The sequence below is a fragment of the Ignavigranum ruoffiae genome, assembly GCF_023195815.2.
GTDB classification, from domain to species: domain Bacteria; phylum Bacillota; class Bacilli; order Lactobacillales; family Aerococcaceae; genus Ignavigranum; species Ignavigranum ruoffiae.
In genome coordinates, this window is record NZ_CP096206.2 from 387,105 (window position 1) to 404,334 (window position 17,230).

The following is a 17,230-nucleotide window of genomic DNA, read 5'->3' on the forward strand; positions in this document are numbered from 1 at the left end:
GGGATACTATGACAACGTGCTACCATGCTCAACAGATTTTCTATGATAATAAGATGCTCTTTGATCAATATTTACTAGTCGAAGAAGGCAAAATCGTTGGTATTCAAGATCAAGCTCCGGCCGATATGGACTGTGAAGATTTTGGTCAAGCAATTATTGCTCCGGGTTACGTGGAAACTCACATCCACGGTTTTGCAGGTCATGATGTGATGGATAATGATCCGGAAGGTTTGAAAGCCATGGCTGAAGGCTTACTCTCAACGGGGGTGACCTCTTGGTTAGCTACGACCTTGACCGACTCGCGCGAACATCTTAATCAAGTTTGCCAGATGGTAGGTCAGACTTATCAAGAAGTCCAAGGGGCGAAAATTCAAGGGATTTTCTTAGAAGGTCCCTTCTTTACCGAGAAATACAAAGGCGCACAGAATCCAAAATACATGGGAGACCCTAAAGTAGAGATTCTGGCTGAGTGGGACGACCTATCCAATCATTTGGTCAAGAAAATTGCCATTGCCGGTGAACGTGATGGGGTGGCTGAATTTATCAAATTTGCTAAATCACGAGGGATTAAGGTAGCGCTCGCCCATTCTGATGCGACCTTTGACCAAGCCAAGGCGGCGGTTGAAGAGGGTGCGGATATCTTTATCCATACCTATAATGGAATGAGCGGCTTGCATCACCGTGAACCTGGTATGGTGGGTGCAGCTTTGACCCTTGACCAGGTCTTTGCTGAAGTCATCTGTGATGGCCACCATGTCCATCCGGCGGCGGCCAAGTTAGTCTTTAAGGCGCGCGGGGCGGATCAAATGATTTTGATCACTGACTCAATGCGGGCTGCGGGTCAAGGTGAAGGTCCTTCACGGCTCGGTGAATTTGAAGTCATGGTGAAGGATGGAGCTGCCCGTCTGGTTGATGGTGGTAGCCTGGCTGGATCTGTGCTTGAAATGAAGACGGCGGTCAAGAATGTGGTCGACTGGGGCATTTGTTCAGTCGAAGAAGCTTTAAAAATGGCCAGCTATACGCCTGCCAAGTCGGTTGGTATTGAAGATCAATGTGGTAAATTAGCCAAAGGCTATCCAGCAGACTTTATTGTCTTAAGCCCGGACCTTGAATTGAAAGCGACCTATCTGGACGGCCTTAAACGCTATTAAACTCAAGAATTAAATCTTGGCTTTTCGTCAATCAAACAAAAAATCTATCGCTTGAATCGTAGGCTTTTGGCTTATGATATCAGGCGATAGATTTTTAGCTTTTGGAAAGTTATTTAGTCATTATTTGGCTTGTGGCTTAGCCAAGCGAATGAGCTTATCAAAGTTGTTCAAGAGACACTTGTTGATAGATTTGATCAAATTGGTTCATATCAATCGCACCTGTTTTAGGATTCATTGTGTTTAGGATTCCACAAGTCATTCCATATTTGATGACCTCATCAAAGTTGAGCCCGCGATCGATGGCATAGGCCATGCCGGCAATGGTTGAGTCACCGGAACCAACGGGATTGACCACCGTAATCTTCGGAATATTAACTTTATAGAATGCGTTTTGATATTTGACCAAGGCCCCTTGTCCGCCCATTGAGATGACAATCAACTCAATGCCGGCAAACAAGTCGTTTGCTAGTTCTTGGGCTAGACTTGTTAGATCTTGACTGTTCAAATTTTTACCTACTAAAGCCGAAATCTCATCAATATTGGGTTTGATTAGGTAGGGTTTGCTTTCTGCTTTTAAAGAAGTTTCAAGGCTAGCCCCTGAAGTGTCTAATAAGACTTTGCAACCGTGATGATTAGCTCGCTGAATCAATTTGCTATAAGTATCTGGATTGAAGCCCTTGGCCATGCTCCCAGAGATTGTAACGGTTGTAGCTTTCTCAAGGAGTCTCTCGAAAGTTTGGAAGAAGGCTTCTTGTTCCTGAGTGGACACCTGCGGACCTCCTTCTAAGATTTCTGTCTGATTATCCTCATGCAGAATTGCTAGGCAGAAACGTGTTTCTTGGTCAATGTCGGTAAAGTCGTGTTTGACTGGGATGGCATCTAATTGTTGGCGGATATAATTACCAAAGTTGCCACCGAGAACGCCGGTTGCAATTACATCGCCTTGAAGGTCGTGTAGCACACGTGTCACATTCAGCCCTTTGCCCCCAGCTGTCTTGGAGACTTGAGAAACCCTATTTACCGAATCGAGATTGAATTGCTCCAAAGGATAGGAAATATCAATTGAAGGGTTTAAAGTTACTGTAATAATCATCTTATCTTCCCCTTTTTGCATTAAATTATAATGATTTCGCTTTGTTTATTATACCACAGCTTGTCTTTCATTCGAAAAGAAGGTCAAAATTTTTGCCAGCAGAATTTAGAAAAGTAATTAAGCTGAAATCTGTGAGTGTATTGTTTGACCATTGTTGACCAATCTGTTATGATAAACATGTAAGGAGATTCCTTACCGATTAAATTTAATGAACAAGACGAAAGGGGAAAGTTATTATGTTAAACAAATATACGGTGTCAGCTCAAGTTGATAGTGAGAAATTTGGTAAAGGACAATTGGTAGCGGACCTCTCACAAGAGGAATTAGTTAAATATGCCAACTTAACCGATAAAGATAAACTTGCTTTCTTAAAAGACCATGGGGCACAATTGAAAGTGGACTTAGCTGAAATTGAAGACAAAGACGTTTCAAATTATCAAGTTGAAGGTCAACCGCTTGATAAAGCTACTGCTGGTGCTCCAACCAGTCAAAGCACACGCAAGATGCGGATGAATATCAATGGTCACGATACGGGCTGGATTGAAGTGACCGAAGAAAATGAAGACAAATATAACCAAATGATTGAACAATTCAATGATATGCATAAGCAATTCAATGATCGTTTCAATCATATCTTTGGTAAGGGATTTTCAAACTTCCTAGATTTTAAACCAAGTAACTTCTTGGATAAGCCAAAGAAATAAGATTTTGCATCACTTTCTTTCAGAGAAAAATGTTTGCATAGTTAAATAGCAAGTTTATTACCGAGCCTTTGAAGAGCTGTTTGTCATTCAAAGGTTCGTTTTTTTTGTTTGAAAAGAAAGGCTGTTTATGAGTGCTTAGGTCTGTTAGCATGGGCTATCTTGAACCATTGGGCACCGTCTTTCGCTTATTATCATAAGCTCCAGACTTACTTTACGACTCATTCCCTAAAAGCCAGAGGCTTCAAGGGAATGATGTGGGTAAAGTATGCGAATCCGATGGTTCTGATAGCTTCATGCTTGGACCTAAGCACTATAGAGACATAAAACTTACATTCAAACACTCGAGAATTAAAGAATCAATTTTGTGCAAGAGACCGTCCTCCAAAGTCTTGCTTTTCCGGACTAGATCATCTCTAAGCGACAAGTCGCTAAGAGCTGATAAGCTACGTGGATCTTCTATAGTCTTGTGAGGGTCAGTATTCTTTTTCGATTTTTGAAATAGCTTTATAAACTTACTATATTAACTTTACTAAATGAATGAAAGCATTTAATGATTTGAAAAGAAGGAATGGTTATGAGGAATGATGTGGGTAAAGTATGCGAATCCGATGGTTCTGATAGCTTCATGCTTGTACCTAAGCACTATAGAGATATTAAATTTACATTCAAACACTCGAGAATTAATGAATCAATTTTGTGCAAGAGACCGTCCTCCAAAGCCTTGCTTTTCCGGACTAGTTCCACTAGATCATCTCTAAGCGACAAGTCGCTAAGAGCTGATAAGCTACGTGGATCTTCTATAGTCTTGTTAGGGTCAGATTTTTCGTTTTGTGAGAATGCATTTTGTTGGCAGTTACTTGCTGCGATAGTTATATTTTTAGTCAAGTTTTGTTTCTTTCTAGCTTAGCGATTGTCTGTTGCTTAGCTAATAAGAGATGTTGTATTTTCTTATCGGTTGTTTCAGTTTGGTAAAGGGTTTAGAATAAATTTGAGTCAATGTTTAGAGGTGAGGTGAGACAATGTTAGAAGAAGCGAGTGACCAACCCCAGTACCTTTATTTAGAGGGGGATCAGGAGGGTAAGAAATGGGTGGCTGAAATCATTGGTGAAGACCCGACTTTTCGTTTGAAGCGCATGTTTCTTCCTGAGGTTAAATCAGGCACCTTTGCGCTCTACGACGGTTTTTATCAGATTTATGGTCAACATCCAGGCATCAGCCCTTTTGTTAAAGAATATTGTCGGGTGGAGCAGGGTCATATGCAAAGGCGGCTAGCTTTTTATGAGGTGGTTAATCATTTGCCAGCCATTAAGGCGGCTGAACCGCAACGCATTCAGCATTTGAAGGAACAGATTTTCCAAGTTCTCGCCGAAATTCTTCAAGCGGTTGACCACGAGATGGTTCAGGAGGATCTGATGTATCTCAAAGAGCAGGTCGAAGACGTCGGTGATAGTCAAAGTCTGAACAGTGGTTTAGCTCAACTACTCATGAATAAAGAGCGGATGATTGCTGATTATCAGGCAAAAATTGAGAAAATTGAGCACTATTCACAAGAATAAATGATGTTGGTAGAGAAGTGACAAGCGAGAAATTTCTCCTTGGACAGAATATTTTTAAGTAGAAAACTTGAAGGACTTATCAAATAAAAAGTGAAATGAGGGGTTGAGTTTGGCAAAAATCGGTGTAGTTGGCAGTATTTCAATGGACTTTGTCGTTTCGGCAGATCGGCCCGTGAAGATGGGCGAAACAATCTATGGTCAAGATTTTAAGATGAATTTCGGCGGTAAAGGGGCCAATCAAGCGGTAGCCGCAGCCAAATTGGGCGGACAAGTCATGATGATTGGAGCCGTTGGGTCGGATCAGATGGGTCAATCGCTGATCGATAATCTGGAATCTTACGGGATTGATTGTAGCTTGGTCAAGAAAGTGGCCAATCAAGGATCGGGAGCTGCTGTGATCAGTCTCATTGACGGCAATAATTCGATTATTTATGTACCAGGAGCTAATCAAGCCTTAGAAACTCAAGATATTCTGGCTTTAAAGTCAGTCTTTAGCATATTCGATATATTCTTGGTTCAAAATGAGACCCCTGAAGCCACGGTCAATCAATTAATTCACTTAGCGAGTCTCACCAAGGTACCTATCATCTATAACCCAGCGCCAGCCTGCAAGTTTACCTTGGATTTATTAGCAAAGGTTAACTATATAACGCCAAATGAGACTGAGTTCGTCAGTATTTTTGGAACGCAGAATTACGAAGACGTACTGATCCATTATCCGAATAAAATTTTAGTTACCTTAGGTCATCAAGGCGTTCTCTACCACGATGGACATCAATTAGTTCAGGTGCCTGCCTATCCGGTTGCTGAGGTGGTCGATACGACGGGGGCAGGAGATACCTTTAATGGAGCCTTGGCTGTGACTTTGAGCGAGGGTAGAAATCTGCATACAGCGATTCAATTTGCCAACCTTGCTGCTTCACTTTCGATTCAAAAATTCGGCGCTCAGGATGGTATACCCAGTTTAGCTGAATTAAAGGCGAGCCAACATTATTCAGCGATTGATTGAAAAATAACTTCACTTAAATGATTGACAAATAGATTTTATGAGACTGACATTTTGAGTCTAAGGGTTAGGAAACTAAATTCATTGTCAGATAATTCGCAACGATAGATAGCTATCATTGTTTTTTCATGGTTAGGGCTTAGGCGAACAATTCAAACGAAAATGAAAAAAATCTTGAAAACAGATTGATGAAACCGTTCACAAAGTATATAATATACTCGAAAGTTATCATATTGTGGTTATGGGTTTGGCTTTTATTATAGAAAGTGGGTGAGCTTACAAGAAATTTCCCTGCGCTATTTAGCGCCATATTTTTATTAGGAGGAGTAAAATGGAAGGAAATTCTTTCGTCAAAAATTGTAAACGATTACTTCTATCGAGTGTTTTTGCTTTATCGTTAATCGTTCCTGCCCAAGGTCAAGTATTGGCTCAAGAGACTATTGATGAAGTCACTCCTGAAATTGAAACCAGTGTACTAGCGCCTGAAGCTAGCAGTGAAGCGATTGAGGTTACTCAACCAACCATTGCAGAAGAAACCGAGCCAGTTGATGAAGCAGACCCGGTCATAGAAGAAGATACTGAAGATCTTGCTGAGCCAACTATAGATCCAGAAGCAGCAGAATTGCCTGCAGAGGAAGCTGAAGAGGTCGAAGAACATCTTGCGCCAGACATGCCAGAGGTTCAAACTTATGCAGCCACTGCGGCAGATAAGATTACGTTAGATGAAGAAACCATCTATATGACTAATGAGCATGAATTAGTCATTCCAGTTGAATTAACTCCTGAAGAGTTCAGCAAACTCCAATGGACTTTCGATGGCAAGAACATTTCTGAATATATGCAATGGAATATGAAGACCGGTAAATGGGACTCAACCAATCCATTAGTCACTGTCGTTCAAGAAAAAGATGCCAGTGGAAAATTAGTGACCAAGGTTCGCTTCGCGACCATGTTTGGGTCTGATGACTTAGAACTACGTTGGCCACATAATATTCGTCGGACCTATCCTGAAATGATTGGCCAACACGAAGTGAAGGCAGTCAACCCAGAAACAGGTCAAGAAATTAGTTTACCAATTAATTATCGTCCTTATGAAAACTATATGTCTTATGATGAAACCATGAAAGCCATCGAAGAAATTAAAGATACAGCCAAGGATGATCGTTACGTTTCAATTGAAACCATTGGTAAGAGTACTTTAGGTAAAGATATTCGAATGGGAATTATTGCCGATTCTCGTCAATCCATTGATACCTACCTCAATAAAACGACGCCAATGATGTTAACGAGTCCTGACGAATTAATTAAATTAATTCAATCAGGTAATTTTGATTATCGTGTGCCAGTATTCTTCAATAATACTCACGCCGACGAACAACCTGGTATCGATATCGTTCGTGGAGCTTTTGAACGTTTCGCTCATTTAGATGTGATTAAATTCAATACCCTTGATGACAAAGGTCAAGTCGTTGAGAAAGAACTTAAAGTAAGCGATGTTCTTAAAAATGTGATTATGTTATTTAACTTCGTTGAAAACCCTGATGGTATGGATTTAAATACTCGGGCAACTTACGAAGGATTCGACCCTAACCGGGATAGTTCTTATCAAACTATGCCTGAAACTCGAGCAGTGATTGAACAAATTAATAAATATAATCCATTAACGTTCTTGGATTTCCACGGTTTTGTTAAAGAATTCTTAATTGAACCTTGTACCGCACCACATGATCCTAACTTTGAATATGATCTACTTTATAAGAATATGTTAGCTCATGCCAAAGCAATGGGAAATGCTGGTATTTCAAACAGTGTATATGATTCTTATCTAATCCCAGCCTTGGATTGGGAAGATGGATGGGATGATGCTTTCTCAGGTTATACTGGAGTTTATGCTGTTTATCAAGGAATCCTTGGGCACACTATTGAAGTTCCTGGTATGAACGACCACTCTTTCTTTGCCGGTGTGTTTGCGGGTATGGGAAGTATCGATTATGTAATGAATCATCGCGATCAATTATTTATTGATAAATTAAATATCTTCCTACGTGGTATTAATAAAGAAGAAAATCCAGAAACTGAAAAATACTTTGTCGATTCTAAAGGAAATGTGGTCGGACGTATTAAAGGAGATAATCCTAAATTCTTCCCTGACTACTATGTGATTCCAATGTCACTTGAAGATCAAAAGAATCCGCAAGCTGCTTTCGATATGATTGAATACTTTCGTCGTAATGGTGTCATTGTCTCTCAATTGACCGAAAATGTAGGACAATACAAAGCTGGTGACTTAGTCATTAATATGGCTCAAGCTAAACGTGGCTATGCCAACCATGTTCTATATAAAGGTTCGAATGAATCAACCTTTGCGGCCATGTATGCTGAATTACTAGTGAACTTCCCACAAATGCGTGGTTTCAATTCATATGCGATCTTTAATGATGGTTTATTCGATAACAAATTAGGCGAAGTCACTCATACTCAAGCACCTCGTTCTAAGAGTGAAAACAAACCTTACTTCTATGTGAAGAATAATTCACTCGAAGCAATTCAAGCAATCAATGATGCCATCCAAAAAGGCGAAAAAGTCTATATGGCTCCAGATGGTTACTATATTGAAAAAGCAACTTTCGATCGTTTAATTAAAGATTATGCTTTAGTGGCTAAAGGTATCTGTGCTAAACCAATGGGCGATGCTCTGAAACCAATTAAAGTGTATGCTCCAGGTAACCCTAATGCTGACCTTGGCTTCCCAAGTAAGACCAATGCTTATTGGGCCTTGAAACAAATGGGCTTCCAAGTGGTAGAAACTGCAGAAGAAGCGGATGCTTTCGTCTTTGATGGCGATGATTACGACCCAGCTTTATTAGGTAAGAAACCTTCCATCTTCTTAGGTGGCGATGCTTTACGCTACTTAGAAGAATCTGGTTTACTTAAAGGCTTAGAAGTGGGTAGTGGAAGACGGTCACGCTATGAAGGATTATTAAAAGCCGTTGTCAATAAAGCAAGTGGCCTAGCTTCAGGTTATGAAGATAAGGACTTAATCTACTCTAATTCATCTGCCTGGTTGAGCAAGCTTCCAGAAGGATTCTTGCCAATTCTTAAGACCAGCGCAGGTCATGATTTCTTCATTGCTGGATGGTGGCCAAATAATGATGATGTCCGTGCTGAGATAATGGCTGCGGATGGTTTATATGAAGGTCAACCTGTCTTCCTATTTGCAGGGAATCCATTGAACAAACGTCATCCTCATTACTTCTACCGTTGGGTAGCTAATGCTTTATGGCGGGGTACTTATAGTAGTCTAGAAGAAGTGGATTGCCCTAATGAAGAGGTTCCAGTGGATCCAGAACTTCCAGACAATGATGTAGAACCAAGTGTTCCTGAATTGCCAGAAGTTGAACTTCCTGAAGAACCTGAGGTTCCAGAAACTCCAGAAACTCCTGAAGTTGAAGAACCGATTGAAATTGAAGAAGAGGCACCAGTTGCTCCAATTGTTGCCGAAGCTAAGACTCAATCAGCCAATGTGCTTCCAGCTACAGGTGAAGCGGATAATATGGCAGCTCTCTATGCTTTAGCAGCTGTTGCTTTAGCTGGTGGATTAGTCTTCACTTACCGTAAACAAGGACAAGAAAACTAATTCAAGGGATTAATGAGGGATTATTGGTAGCTTATCTATTAAGCTAATCAATCTCTGACCGAATACTTGAACCAAGCAATTTTCAGTTTGATTGTTAATGATCTGCTGAAGACCGGGTTCGAGTATTCGGTTTTTTTTATTTATGAAATTGATCAAATCTAATAGAAAGCTTAATCAATAATAGTCCTAAACGAACTTAAGTGTTTTAAACATGGGATGTCAAATCATTGGGCACCGTCTTTCGCTTATTATCATAAGCTCCAGACTTACTTTACGACTCATTCCCTAAAAGCCAGAGGCTTCAAGGGAATGATGTGGGTAAAGTATGCTGATCCGATGATTTTGATTCCCATGTTTCATCTTAAGTTCGTTGACCAAGTGATTAGCTAGATAAATATCAACAACTCACTATAAAAAAATTAAAGCGAATCCTGTTACTGGCAAGAGACCGTCCTTCAAAGCGATGCTTTTTCGGCCTAAATCCACTAGACAAGTTCTAACCGACAAGTCGGCAAGATCTTGTAAGCTGGGTGGATTTTCTCAATCTTGCGCGTGACAGGATTCTTATGTTGTTTTTGTAATTTTATATATTCTATCTTTAAATATATAGTCTCAGTGTGTCTGTAAGAAACTGCTTGGTTACATTAATCTTTCGAATAAATTTACTTTAGGCCTCGTTTCATACAAAATGAAAGCTTCAAGGGAATGATGTGGGTAAAGTATGCTGATCCGATGATTTTGATTCCCATGTTTCATCTTAAGTTCGTTGACCAAGTGATTAGCTAGATAAATATCAACAACTCACTAATAAAAAAATTAAAGCGAATCCTGTTACTGGCAAGAGACCGTCCTTCAAAGCGATGCTTTTTCGGCCTAAATCCACTAGACAAGTTCTAACCGACAAGTCGGCAAGATCTTGTAAGCTGGGTGGATTTTTTCAATCTTGCGCGTGACAGGATTCGTGTTTTATCTGATGATTCTTGAGCCCAGCTCGCTCCTTAATGGGCTTGGATTAAGCGAGGTGCAAACCTTAGTAAGAGATGAATTAGTATATAGGTAATGAGGAAGGTGGCAAAGGCGCTGCTGCCGTTGACGATAAATGAATACAAGTAAGGGCTCATTCCCTCTGGAGCATACATGCCCCAATAGATCACGCCCGCAATAAAGTGAATGCCATATTTGCATAGTACAGCAAGTCCAATCGACCAGGCTTCAGTCAGAGCCGAGAGATTGACTTTCTTTTGGCTAACCACGGCCTGGATTTTCGGGTGGGCTAGGCCAGCCATTCCAGCCATGGCGAAAGCGAAGATATATTCTAGCAATACTTGTAAGATGGATAACATGGTAAAATCACCTGAGACCAGTTTGATACAGCCCCAGAGGAAGCCTGATAATAGGCCATATTTCAAACCGCGTCGATAGGAAAAGATAATAATTGGAATCATCCCTAATTCAATTTCATAGGCTGAACCAATATCTAAAGGAATTAAGGCGAAGATAAAGGCTAATACGGCCATAAAGCTGGCTTCAATCAGAATTGTCAATTGTTTGTGTTGTTGCATGGTGAACCCCTTTCTTTGAAACCGTCGATGATAGAATAAATCCATTTTAACAATATTTAGGCCAAGAAGCTATTTTTTGCCTATACTTCAAGAATTTTAGCACTTGCTAAGGTATTTATAGCGAAAAAAACTTAATTTATTCCGAGATAATGCAGAAAATTGCTAGTTTTTGTGATAAACTTTGCAAAGATGAGCGTCGTCAAAAAAGGAGTATTCAAATGAAATCTATTTACAGCTTAAGTTTAGCCGATTGGGTTCAATTCATCGAAGAACACGGCTATAAGGCCTATCGGGCTACTCAAATCTGGGAATGGCTCTATCAACACCATGTCAGTGACGTGGAGGCCATGACCAACTTATCGAAAGAAATTCGCCAACTACTTGCCGAAAACTTTACCTTTAATCCTTTAGAAATTCAAATCGTTCAACAAGCCGAAGATCAAACGACCAAATTTCTATTTAAATTACAAGATCAGAATATGATTGAGACAGTCCTGATGTACCATCATTATGGTATTTCAGTCTGTGTGACTACGCAAATTGGTTGCAATATTGGGTGTAAATTCTGTGCTTCTGGATTGATTCCGAAGCAACGCGATTTAGAAGCAGGTGAAATAGTTGCTCAAGTTATGTTTATTCAACGTTATTTGGATGAACATCAGCCGGGTGCTAAGGTTTCTCATTTAGTGGTAATGGGGATCGGTGAACCTTTTGACAATTATGATAATGTGATGCAATTCTTGAGAATTGTCAATCATGACAAGGGGCTAGCGATAGGGGCTCGCCATATTACGGTATCGACTTCGGGATTAGCTCCTAAGATTCGTCAGTTCGCTCGCGAAGGGATTCAAGTGAATCTGGCCGTTTCCCTGCATGCGCCCAATAATGAGGTACGTTCTTACTTGATGCGGATTAACAATAAATACCCGATGGAAGAATTGTTTGATGCAATTTATGAATATATCGATTTAACTAATCGGCGCGTTACTTTTGAATACATCATGATAGATGGGGTCAACGACCAAGTCCACCATGCCGAAGAATTAGTCGAATTATTAAAACCAATTGCCAAATTAGCTTATGTCAATTTAATTCCTTATAATCCGGTGGTTGAGAATCCATTCGAGCGAAGCCCGCAAGATCACATTGATCAATTCTTCGATACTTTGATGAAGGGTGGCATCAATTGTGTGGTTCGTAAAGAACACGGAACGGATATTGAAGCGGCTTGTGGACAATTAAGAAGTCAATATCTCAAACGACAAAAAGAGGCGGACTCAGCTGGTGAACGTCGTCAACGGGTTAATCGGCGCCAAGCGATTAAGGCCAAGCGTCAAGCAAGTCATTCATAAAGCTCGTTGAATTCTATTTTCAAAGTGAAATTCATATTAGGTCTATTATTTATCAGCAAAAGGTATATAATATGATTATAACGCGTAGGCGATAAGCATCTTGGGTGTTTTCGATGAAGGAGTTAAATATGGATATTATTATTTTGGGTCCGGTGAGTCAAGCTTGTATGAAATTAGAACAAGCTATCGTCAAGTCGGTGGTCAATTTAGGCATCGACGCCCACATTATGCATAATATGGATGAAAGTGAACAGAGAAAATATGAAGAGCTAGAACCCCCGATCTTACTGATTAATAACCAGGTGGTTTGTTCAGGACATGTTCCCGATCCAACAGAAATTGAAAGTTTACTGCAAGAGCATGTTGAATAGGTGCGGTTTGTAGTAGATACTTGTAGGGGTTTGTTGATGATATTTAGGCCGTAAATTGTTTTGGCTTTGTACTGAATCTTTACTTTCACTGACTTTTCCGAAAATAACATCATCAAAAGACCGTCCAAGGAAGCCAGAGGCTTTACCAGACGGTCTCTTTTTTGTGCCTTATATAATTTAATCTTATCGATAAAAGTCTAAATTGTAGAATAGGTGTTAGATAGGTTTCACGCCTTTTTCCTCGAGGAGTTTATCAAGATCGTCTTTACTAATGGTATCTAAGTCTTCGAGTGCAGGTAATGTTTCACTGCCTGGCGTTAGAACAACTTGAGAAGTAGAGTCTTGGATATAATCATTGAATGAAATTCCTAACCCATCAGATTCTGTCTCTTCCAGAGCTTCTTCATCAATATTAATGATGGTTTCGAAAGTTAAGGTCTCAGCTTTCGGGTCGACGATGACACCTTGTTTGACGGTAGTATTCTCGCCATAGATTTCGGCTAAAGGAGCAAAGTCTTTATTATCTGAAATATTCATCTCTTCACTGTAGGCAGTAACCACGCCATCTTTATTTTCGTATTCCTTCAGATTGTCAGTAGCATTCTTATAGCTTTCAATCATCTGACCAATTTGACCTTTGGCTTCGGGATATTGGTTGACAATATATTTACCTTCGAGTTCTTTAGCCACTTCATCCACCGCATCACCACTATCTGAATAGATTTGCTTCATCAAATCGATTTCGAATTGAGCATCTTGGGCAGTTGTTCCATCATCATAGGAATACATAATTCCACCAAAATCGCCCGTCGTTTCCGTTCGAACGATTAAATTTTTAGTATCGATATCGATCGTTTGGTTAAAATCGGCTTGGTCTTTATTGACAACTTCAGCATGCAAATTCTCTAGGGCCATAAATTGATCAATCACCGATTGGACATATTCTTCATCAGATTGGGATCCTTGGTCAAAATTAATCTCACTAGCAGCATAAACTGAAGCGGATGTCGCATTCATGATGGAGGCTTGGGGACTGGCTATAAGTAAGGCAGCAAGACCGCAAGCAATCAGGTTTTTCTTCATGGATGTCACTCCTTTTTTTATTTGTTCATATTATAACTGGTCTTAAAAAGAAATGAAAAGAAATCGCTTGTTTATTGAAGAACAGATTTGGCTAATTCCATCCGCATCGTCACTTGGGGGTTGACGACCTGACTAACTTTTAAATCCCCGGCTAGCGAAAGTAACATGGCTGTTTGATTGTGGTCAAGGTCTGAGATCTTCTGAACGAGTTCAGCCATCTGTTGAATCGCTCTCGTCGAAGCTTCTTCCATCGTCTTGGCTGAGGTAATCGTAATCCACTGTTGATCATTCTCAAGGAGGGGTAGAGGGAAGTCGAAGTCACGTAAGACTTCGATAGTAACTGTAATTTCGGCAGGAATTTCTAAACCTGCGCCAATAACTTCACCGTCACCCATGCAAGCATGGCAATCGCCCATGGCTAAGAGAGCCCCTGGCACGTTCACAGGTAAGTACAAGATGGCGCCTTCGCTAATCGCCGTGGTATCCATATTCCCACCATGGTCTGCTGGCGTTCCTGTATTTACCGGGTCACCGGCCGGAGCGGTGCCAATGACACCAATCATTTTGCGATAGGGTAGGCGATGTCCTAAGAATTCAATATAATCTTTCTTAAGATAGCCAATTTGAGTTTCTTCTTGAGTGATGCTGTCAGCAAATTTTCCAAAGCCAGGTGCGGCCACAGTGACCCCTTGCTCAGCCAGATTAATTTCACGAATCGTAATCCGCAAGGTATCGCCAGGCTGGGCACCTTCTACATACACCGGACCGGTGGCTGGGTTGACTTGGTCCATATCCACATGACTGATGGTATCGGCTGTTGTTTTTAGGCTGTTAGAGAAACAATCTAAGGTTTGGAAAATGAGGGTCTCGCCATTCTGACAGTGGGCTACGGGCGGGTTGTTCTTATCCATGGCAAAAATAACATGATCATTCGAAATTTTCATGGGAAAGCCTCCTTTATTCTGATTAACCCTATTGTACTGAAGTTTCAGCAATCGGCCAACCAAATAGCTAGTCAATCGATTAGAATAAACGAACCATCGCTAAAATTTACTAAGATTTGGCCAAATGTCCTTGACTTTGACCCTAAGAACTCCTATTATACCGGTATCAAGGAAATATCATGCCTTTAATTTGGTCCTGTGAGGCCAGAAAGACTCGGGCAATCTTCATACTCAGCTCTTTTAGGGAGTTACGATGATTATACTCATGTCTTCTGGCGTGAGTATTTTTTTGTAATTTTATTTAAAGGAGTTGCGCAAATGATGAATTTATTATCTATGGATCACTTGTCTAAAGAAGAAATGATGGCACTGATTGATCGAGCGATTGCGATTAAAGAAGGAAATATTGCCCCCTTTGATAAAACTTTATATGTCTCTAATCTTTTTTTTGAGAATTCTACCCGGACTAAGAAGAGTTTTGAAATGGCTCAAGCTAAATTAGGCATTCATACCATTGATTTTGAAGTGTCTACCTCTTCAGTGAATAAAGGGGAATCTCTTTATGATACTTGTAAGACCATGGAAGCCATAGGTTGTGATGCGTTGGTCATCCGTCATCCTGAGAATGAATATTACCAACAACTTGAAGGCTTGAATATCCCCGTGATTAATGGTGGCGATGGGTCAGGATCCCATCCAAGCCAATGCTTACTAGATTTAATGACTATTTACGAGAAATTTGGCTATTTTGAAGGCTTAAAAGTAATTATCGTCGGCGACATTCTTCATAGCCGGGTAGCTAAGAGTAACTTTCAAGCTTTAATCAAATTAGGTGCGGACGTTAAATTCGTCGCTCCGCAAGAATATCGGGAGCATGATTTACCTGTTGAATATGTGGATATGGATCAGGTTATTGATCAAGTGGATGTCTGCATGTTGCTGCGGGTTCAATTAGAACGTCATCTATATAATCATGATGATATCCAAGCCGAATACAATAAGCATTATGGTTTAAATATGGAACGTTATCTGCGTCTTAAGGATCAAGCAATTATTATGCATCCAGCGCCAGTTAATCGGGGAGTAGAAATTACGGATGAACTGGTTGAAGCGGACAAGTCAGTAATTTTTGAACAAATGACCAACGGTGTATATATGCGGATGAGTATTTTACAAACCGTCTTAAGTCAGCATTTAGTAAATACGCCAACAATCCAAGTCGTTGCGGGCTAGATGGGAGTTCATGCGAAATATGGCGACATTATTTAAGAATGGACGGGACGCTCAAGGACAAGTTCTGGAAGTTTATGTGCAGGATGGCTGTATTCAAGAAATAGCTAGCGAGATTTCTGCCCCTGATGAGGTCGCGGATTTACAAGTCATTGATTGCCAAGGCAAATTATTGGTCCCAGGTTTGGTTGATATTCATGTACATTTGCGTGAACCGGGTGGTGAGCATAAGGAAACGATTGCTTCTGGGACCAAAGCAGCGGCCCGCGGTGGCTTTACTACAATTTGCGCTATGCCCAATACCAAGCCTGTACCCGATGATTTGGCAACCTTGACGAACCTTCAAGAGCGAATCAAACAATCCGCTGTGGTTAAAGTTCAGCCCTACGCCTCGATTAGCCAAGACCTTCAAGGCGAAAATCTCAATGATTTTAAGAGCTTAAAGGAAGCTGGAGCAGTAGCATTTACCGATGACGGTGTCGGGATTCAAACAGCCGGCATGATGTTAGCGGCTATGAGTCAGGTTCAAGCCCTTGGCTCCTTGATTGTAGCTCATACAGAAGACAATAGCCTCGCCCTAGATGGGGTCGTTCATCAGGGCAAGGTCAGCCAACGACTCGGTCTACCTGGAATTCCCGCCAGTGCCGAAGCCAGCCAAATTGCCCGCGATGTAATCTTAGCGGGTCAAACCGGTTGCCCCTATCATATTTGTCATGTGTCAGCGAAGGAGAGTGTTTCAATCATTCGCTGGGCTAAGTCTCAAGGCTATCCAGTGACGGCTGAAGTGACTCCCCACCACTTGCTTTTAGATGAAGACGATATCCCTGGCCCAGATACTGCTTGGAAGATGAATCCGCCTTTACGATCAGCGGAAGACCGCCAAGCCTTAATCCAAGGTCTATTAGATGGAACCATCGATTGTATTGCAACCGACCACGCGCCTCATGCTGACGAAGAAAAGGCTCAATCGATCTTAACCGCGCCTTTTGGCATTGTTGGTTTGGAGACGGCCTTTGCTCTTTTATATACCCACCTGGTCGTAAAAGGGGTTTGTAGTCTGTCCCAATTACTCGATTGGTTGACTTGTCGTCCAGCTGATATCTTTCAATTGCCGGCCGGACGTTTAACTGAAGGGCAAGCTGCCGATATCGTCTTAATCGATCTAGCGGCTGAATCGACCATTGATGTGGATCAGTTTTATTCCAAAGGACATAATACACCTTTCGCCGATTGGCAAGTTCAAGGTCAAGTGTGTTTGACCATGGTTGATGGACAGATTGTATATCAGGCTTAGAAATGATTTATCCCGCCATAAAATGTGAATAATTCACAAACAGATTGTTTTAGCGAACAATCTGTTTTTATTTGTAGATATTACGATTGGGATGTATTAAACCAATTAATGAAAACCATAATTATACTTTAAAACATATTAGAAAATGTAATAAGAAATTCTTAAAACCTGGTTGACGAGAGCTAACCAAAGCGATAAACTGTTATTGAACAGATGACATATCTCCTTTTATTCATGTGTCCCCCTA

Annotated in this window: 13 protein-coding genes; 9 read left to right on the plus strand and 4 right to left on the minus strand. The window is 40.8% G+C overall.

Features of this window, described 5'->3' with window-relative positions:
* The first annotated feature begins 8 nt into the window (after nt 1-8).
* Nucleotides 9-1,151, plus strand: a complete 1,143-nt coding sequence (gene nagA, locus M0R79_RS01890; protein WP_248416650.1) for an N-acetylglucosamine-6-phosphate deacetylase — start codon at nt 9-11, stop codon at nt 1,149-1,151.
* Nucleotides 1,152-1,308: 157 nt separating this feature from the next.
* Here the strand turns inward: nagA and M0R79_RS01895 are convergent, their stop codons facing one another.
* Nucleotides 1,309-2,244: a hexose kinase gene (locus M0R79_RS01895; protein ID WP_248416649.1), complete on the minus strand. Its 936-nt coding sequence runs from the start codon at nt 2,242-2,244 to the stop codon at nt 1,309-1,311.
* A gap of 236 nt (nt 2,245-2,480) precedes the next feature.
* Between M0R79_RS01895 and M0R79_RS01900 the strand changes: the two genes are divergently transcribed.
* From M0R79_RS01900 to M0R79_RS01915, 4 genes are all read left to right on the plus strand, one after another.
* Nucleotides 2,481-2,948: a hypothetical protein gene (locus tag M0R79_RS01900; protein ID WP_248416648.1), complete on the plus strand. Its 468-nt coding sequence runs from the start codon at nt 2,481-2,483 to the stop codon at nt 2,946-2,948.
* A gap of 1,019 nt (nt 2,949-3,967) precedes the next feature.
* The gene (locus tag M0R79_RS01905; protein WP_248416647.1) at nt 3,968-4,504 is read left to right on the plus strand and encodes a hypothetical protein; all 537 of its coding nucleotides are present in this window, start codon (nt 3,968-3,970) and stop codon (nt 4,502-4,504) included.
* 109 nt (nt 4,505-4,613) lie between these two features.
* Nucleotides 4,614-5,513 (plus strand): ribokinase, encoded by a 900-nt coding sequence (gene rbsK, locus M0R79_RS01910; protein WP_248416646.1) that lies wholly within the window; start codon nt 4,614-4,616, stop codon nt 5,511-5,513.
* Nucleotides 5,514-5,841: 328 nt separating this feature from the next.
* Entirely contained in the window at nt 5,842-9,147 is a 3,306-nt protein-coding gene (locus tag M0R79_RS01915) for an LPXTG cell wall anchor domain-containing protein (RefSeq protein ID WP_248416645.1), read from the plus strand.
* Between the two features lie 998 nt (nt 9,148-10,145).
* On the opposite strand, the gene thiT is transcribed toward M0R79_RS01915, so the two are convergent.
* On the minus strand, nt 10,146-10,709 hold the full coding sequence (gene thiT / locus M0R79_RS01920) for an energy-coupled thiamine transporter ThiT (RefSeq protein WP_248416644.1): 564 nt from the start codon (nt 10,707-10,709) through the stop codon (nt 10,146-10,148).
* A gap of 218 nt (nt 10,710-10,927) precedes the next feature.
* Here thiT and rlmN point away from each other — a divergent pair, with 218 nt between their 5' ends.
* Together rlmN and M0R79_RS01930 are read left to right on the plus strand one after the other, a co-directional pair.
* Nucleotides 10,928-12,061: a dual-specificity RNA methyltransferase RlmN gene (gene rlmN, locus M0R79_RS01925; RefSeq protein WP_248416643.1), complete on the plus strand. Its 1,134-nt coding sequence runs from the start codon at nt 10,928-10,930 to the stop codon at nt 12,059-12,061.
* 128 nt (nt 12,062-12,189) lie between these two features.
* Nucleotides 12,190-12,432, plus strand: coding sequence for a thioredoxin family protein (locus M0R79_RS01930; protein WP_248416642.1), 243 nt, complete (start codon nt 12,190-12,192; stop codon nt 12,430-12,432).
* Between the two features lie 216 nt (nt 12,433-12,648).
* Here M0R79_RS01930 and M0R79_RS01935 read toward each other — a convergent pair whose 3' ends face one another.
* On the minus strand, nt 12,649-13,515 hold the full coding sequence (locus M0R79_RS01935) for a hypothetical protein (RefSeq protein WP_248416641.1): 867 nt from the start codon (nt 13,513-13,515) through the stop codon (nt 12,649-12,651).
* Between the two features lie 71 nt (nt 13,516-13,586).
* Nucleotides 13,587-14,459, minus strand: a complete 873-nt coding sequence (locus M0R79_RS01940) for an acetamidase/formamidase family protein (RefSeq protein WP_248416640.1) — start codon at nt 14,457-14,459, stop codon at nt 13,587-13,589.
* A gap of 318 nt (nt 14,460-14,777) precedes the next feature.
* Here M0R79_RS01940 and M0R79_RS01945 point away from each other — a divergent pair, with 318 nt between their 5' ends.
* A complete protein-coding gene (locus tag M0R79_RS01945) occupies nt 14,778-15,692 on the plus strand; it encodes an aspartate carbamoyltransferase catalytic subunit (RefSeq protein ID WP_248416639.1) in 915 nt (304 codons plus the stop codon).
* A gap of 19 nt (nt 15,693-15,711) precedes the next feature.
* A complete protein-coding gene (gene pyrC, locus M0R79_RS01950) occupies nt 15,712-16,983 on the plus strand; it encodes a dihydroorotase (RefSeq protein WP_248416638.1) in 1,272 nt (423 codons plus the stop codon).
* Nucleotides 16,984-17,230: the final 247 nt, after the last annotated feature.

What these genes read in the sequence shown, in the direction of transcription:
- M0R79_RS01945 (WP_248416639.1), top strand. Translation starts at nt 14,778, where the DNA reads ATGATGAATTTATTATCTATGGATCACTTGTCTAAAGAAGAAATGATG.
- M0R79_RS01900 (WP_248416648.1), top strand. Translation starts at nt 2,481, where the DNA reads ATGTTAAACAAATATACGGTGTCAGCTCAAGTTGATAGTGAGAAATTT.
- M0R79_RS01895 (WP_248416649.1), bottom strand. Translation starts at nt 2,244, where the DNA reads ATGATTATTACAGTAACTTTAAACCCTTCAATTGATATTTCCTATCCT.
- M0R79_RS01905 (WP_248416647.1), top strand. Translation starts at nt 3,968, where the DNA reads ATGTTAGAAGAAGCGAGTGACCAACCCCAGTACCTTTATTTAGAGGGG.
- nagA (WP_248416650.1), top strand. Translation starts at nt 9, where the DNA reads ATGACAACGTGCTACCATGCTCAACAGATTTTCTATGATAATAAGATG.
- M0R79_RS01915 (WP_248416645.1), top strand. Translation starts at nt 5,842, where the DNA reads ATGGAAGGAAATTCTTTCGTCAAAAATTGTAAACGATTACTTCTATCG.
- M0R79_RS01940 (WP_248416640.1), bottom strand. Translation starts at nt 14,459, where the DNA reads ATGAAAATTTCGAATGATCATGTTATTTTTGCCATGGATAAGAACAAC.
- M0R79_RS01935 (WP_248416641.1), bottom strand. Translation starts at nt 13,515, where the DNA reads ATGAAGAAAAACCTGATTGCTTGCGGTCTTGCTGCCTTACTTATAGCC.
- rlmN (WP_248416643.1), top strand. Translation starts at nt 10,928, where the DNA reads ATGAAATCTATTTACAGCTTAAGTTTAGCCGATTGGGTTCAATTCATC.
- pyrC (WP_248416638.1), top strand. Translation starts at nt 15,712, where the DNA reads ATGGCGACATTATTTAAGAATGGACGGGACGCTCAAGGACAAGTTCTG.
- thiT (WP_248416644.1), bottom strand. Translation starts at nt 10,709, where the DNA reads ATGCAACAACACAAACAATTGACAATTCTGATTGAAGCCAGCTTTATG.
- M0R79_RS01930 (WP_248416642.1), top strand. Translation starts at nt 12,190, where the DNA reads ATGGATATTATTATTTTGGGTCCGGTGAGTCAAGCTTGTATGAAATTA.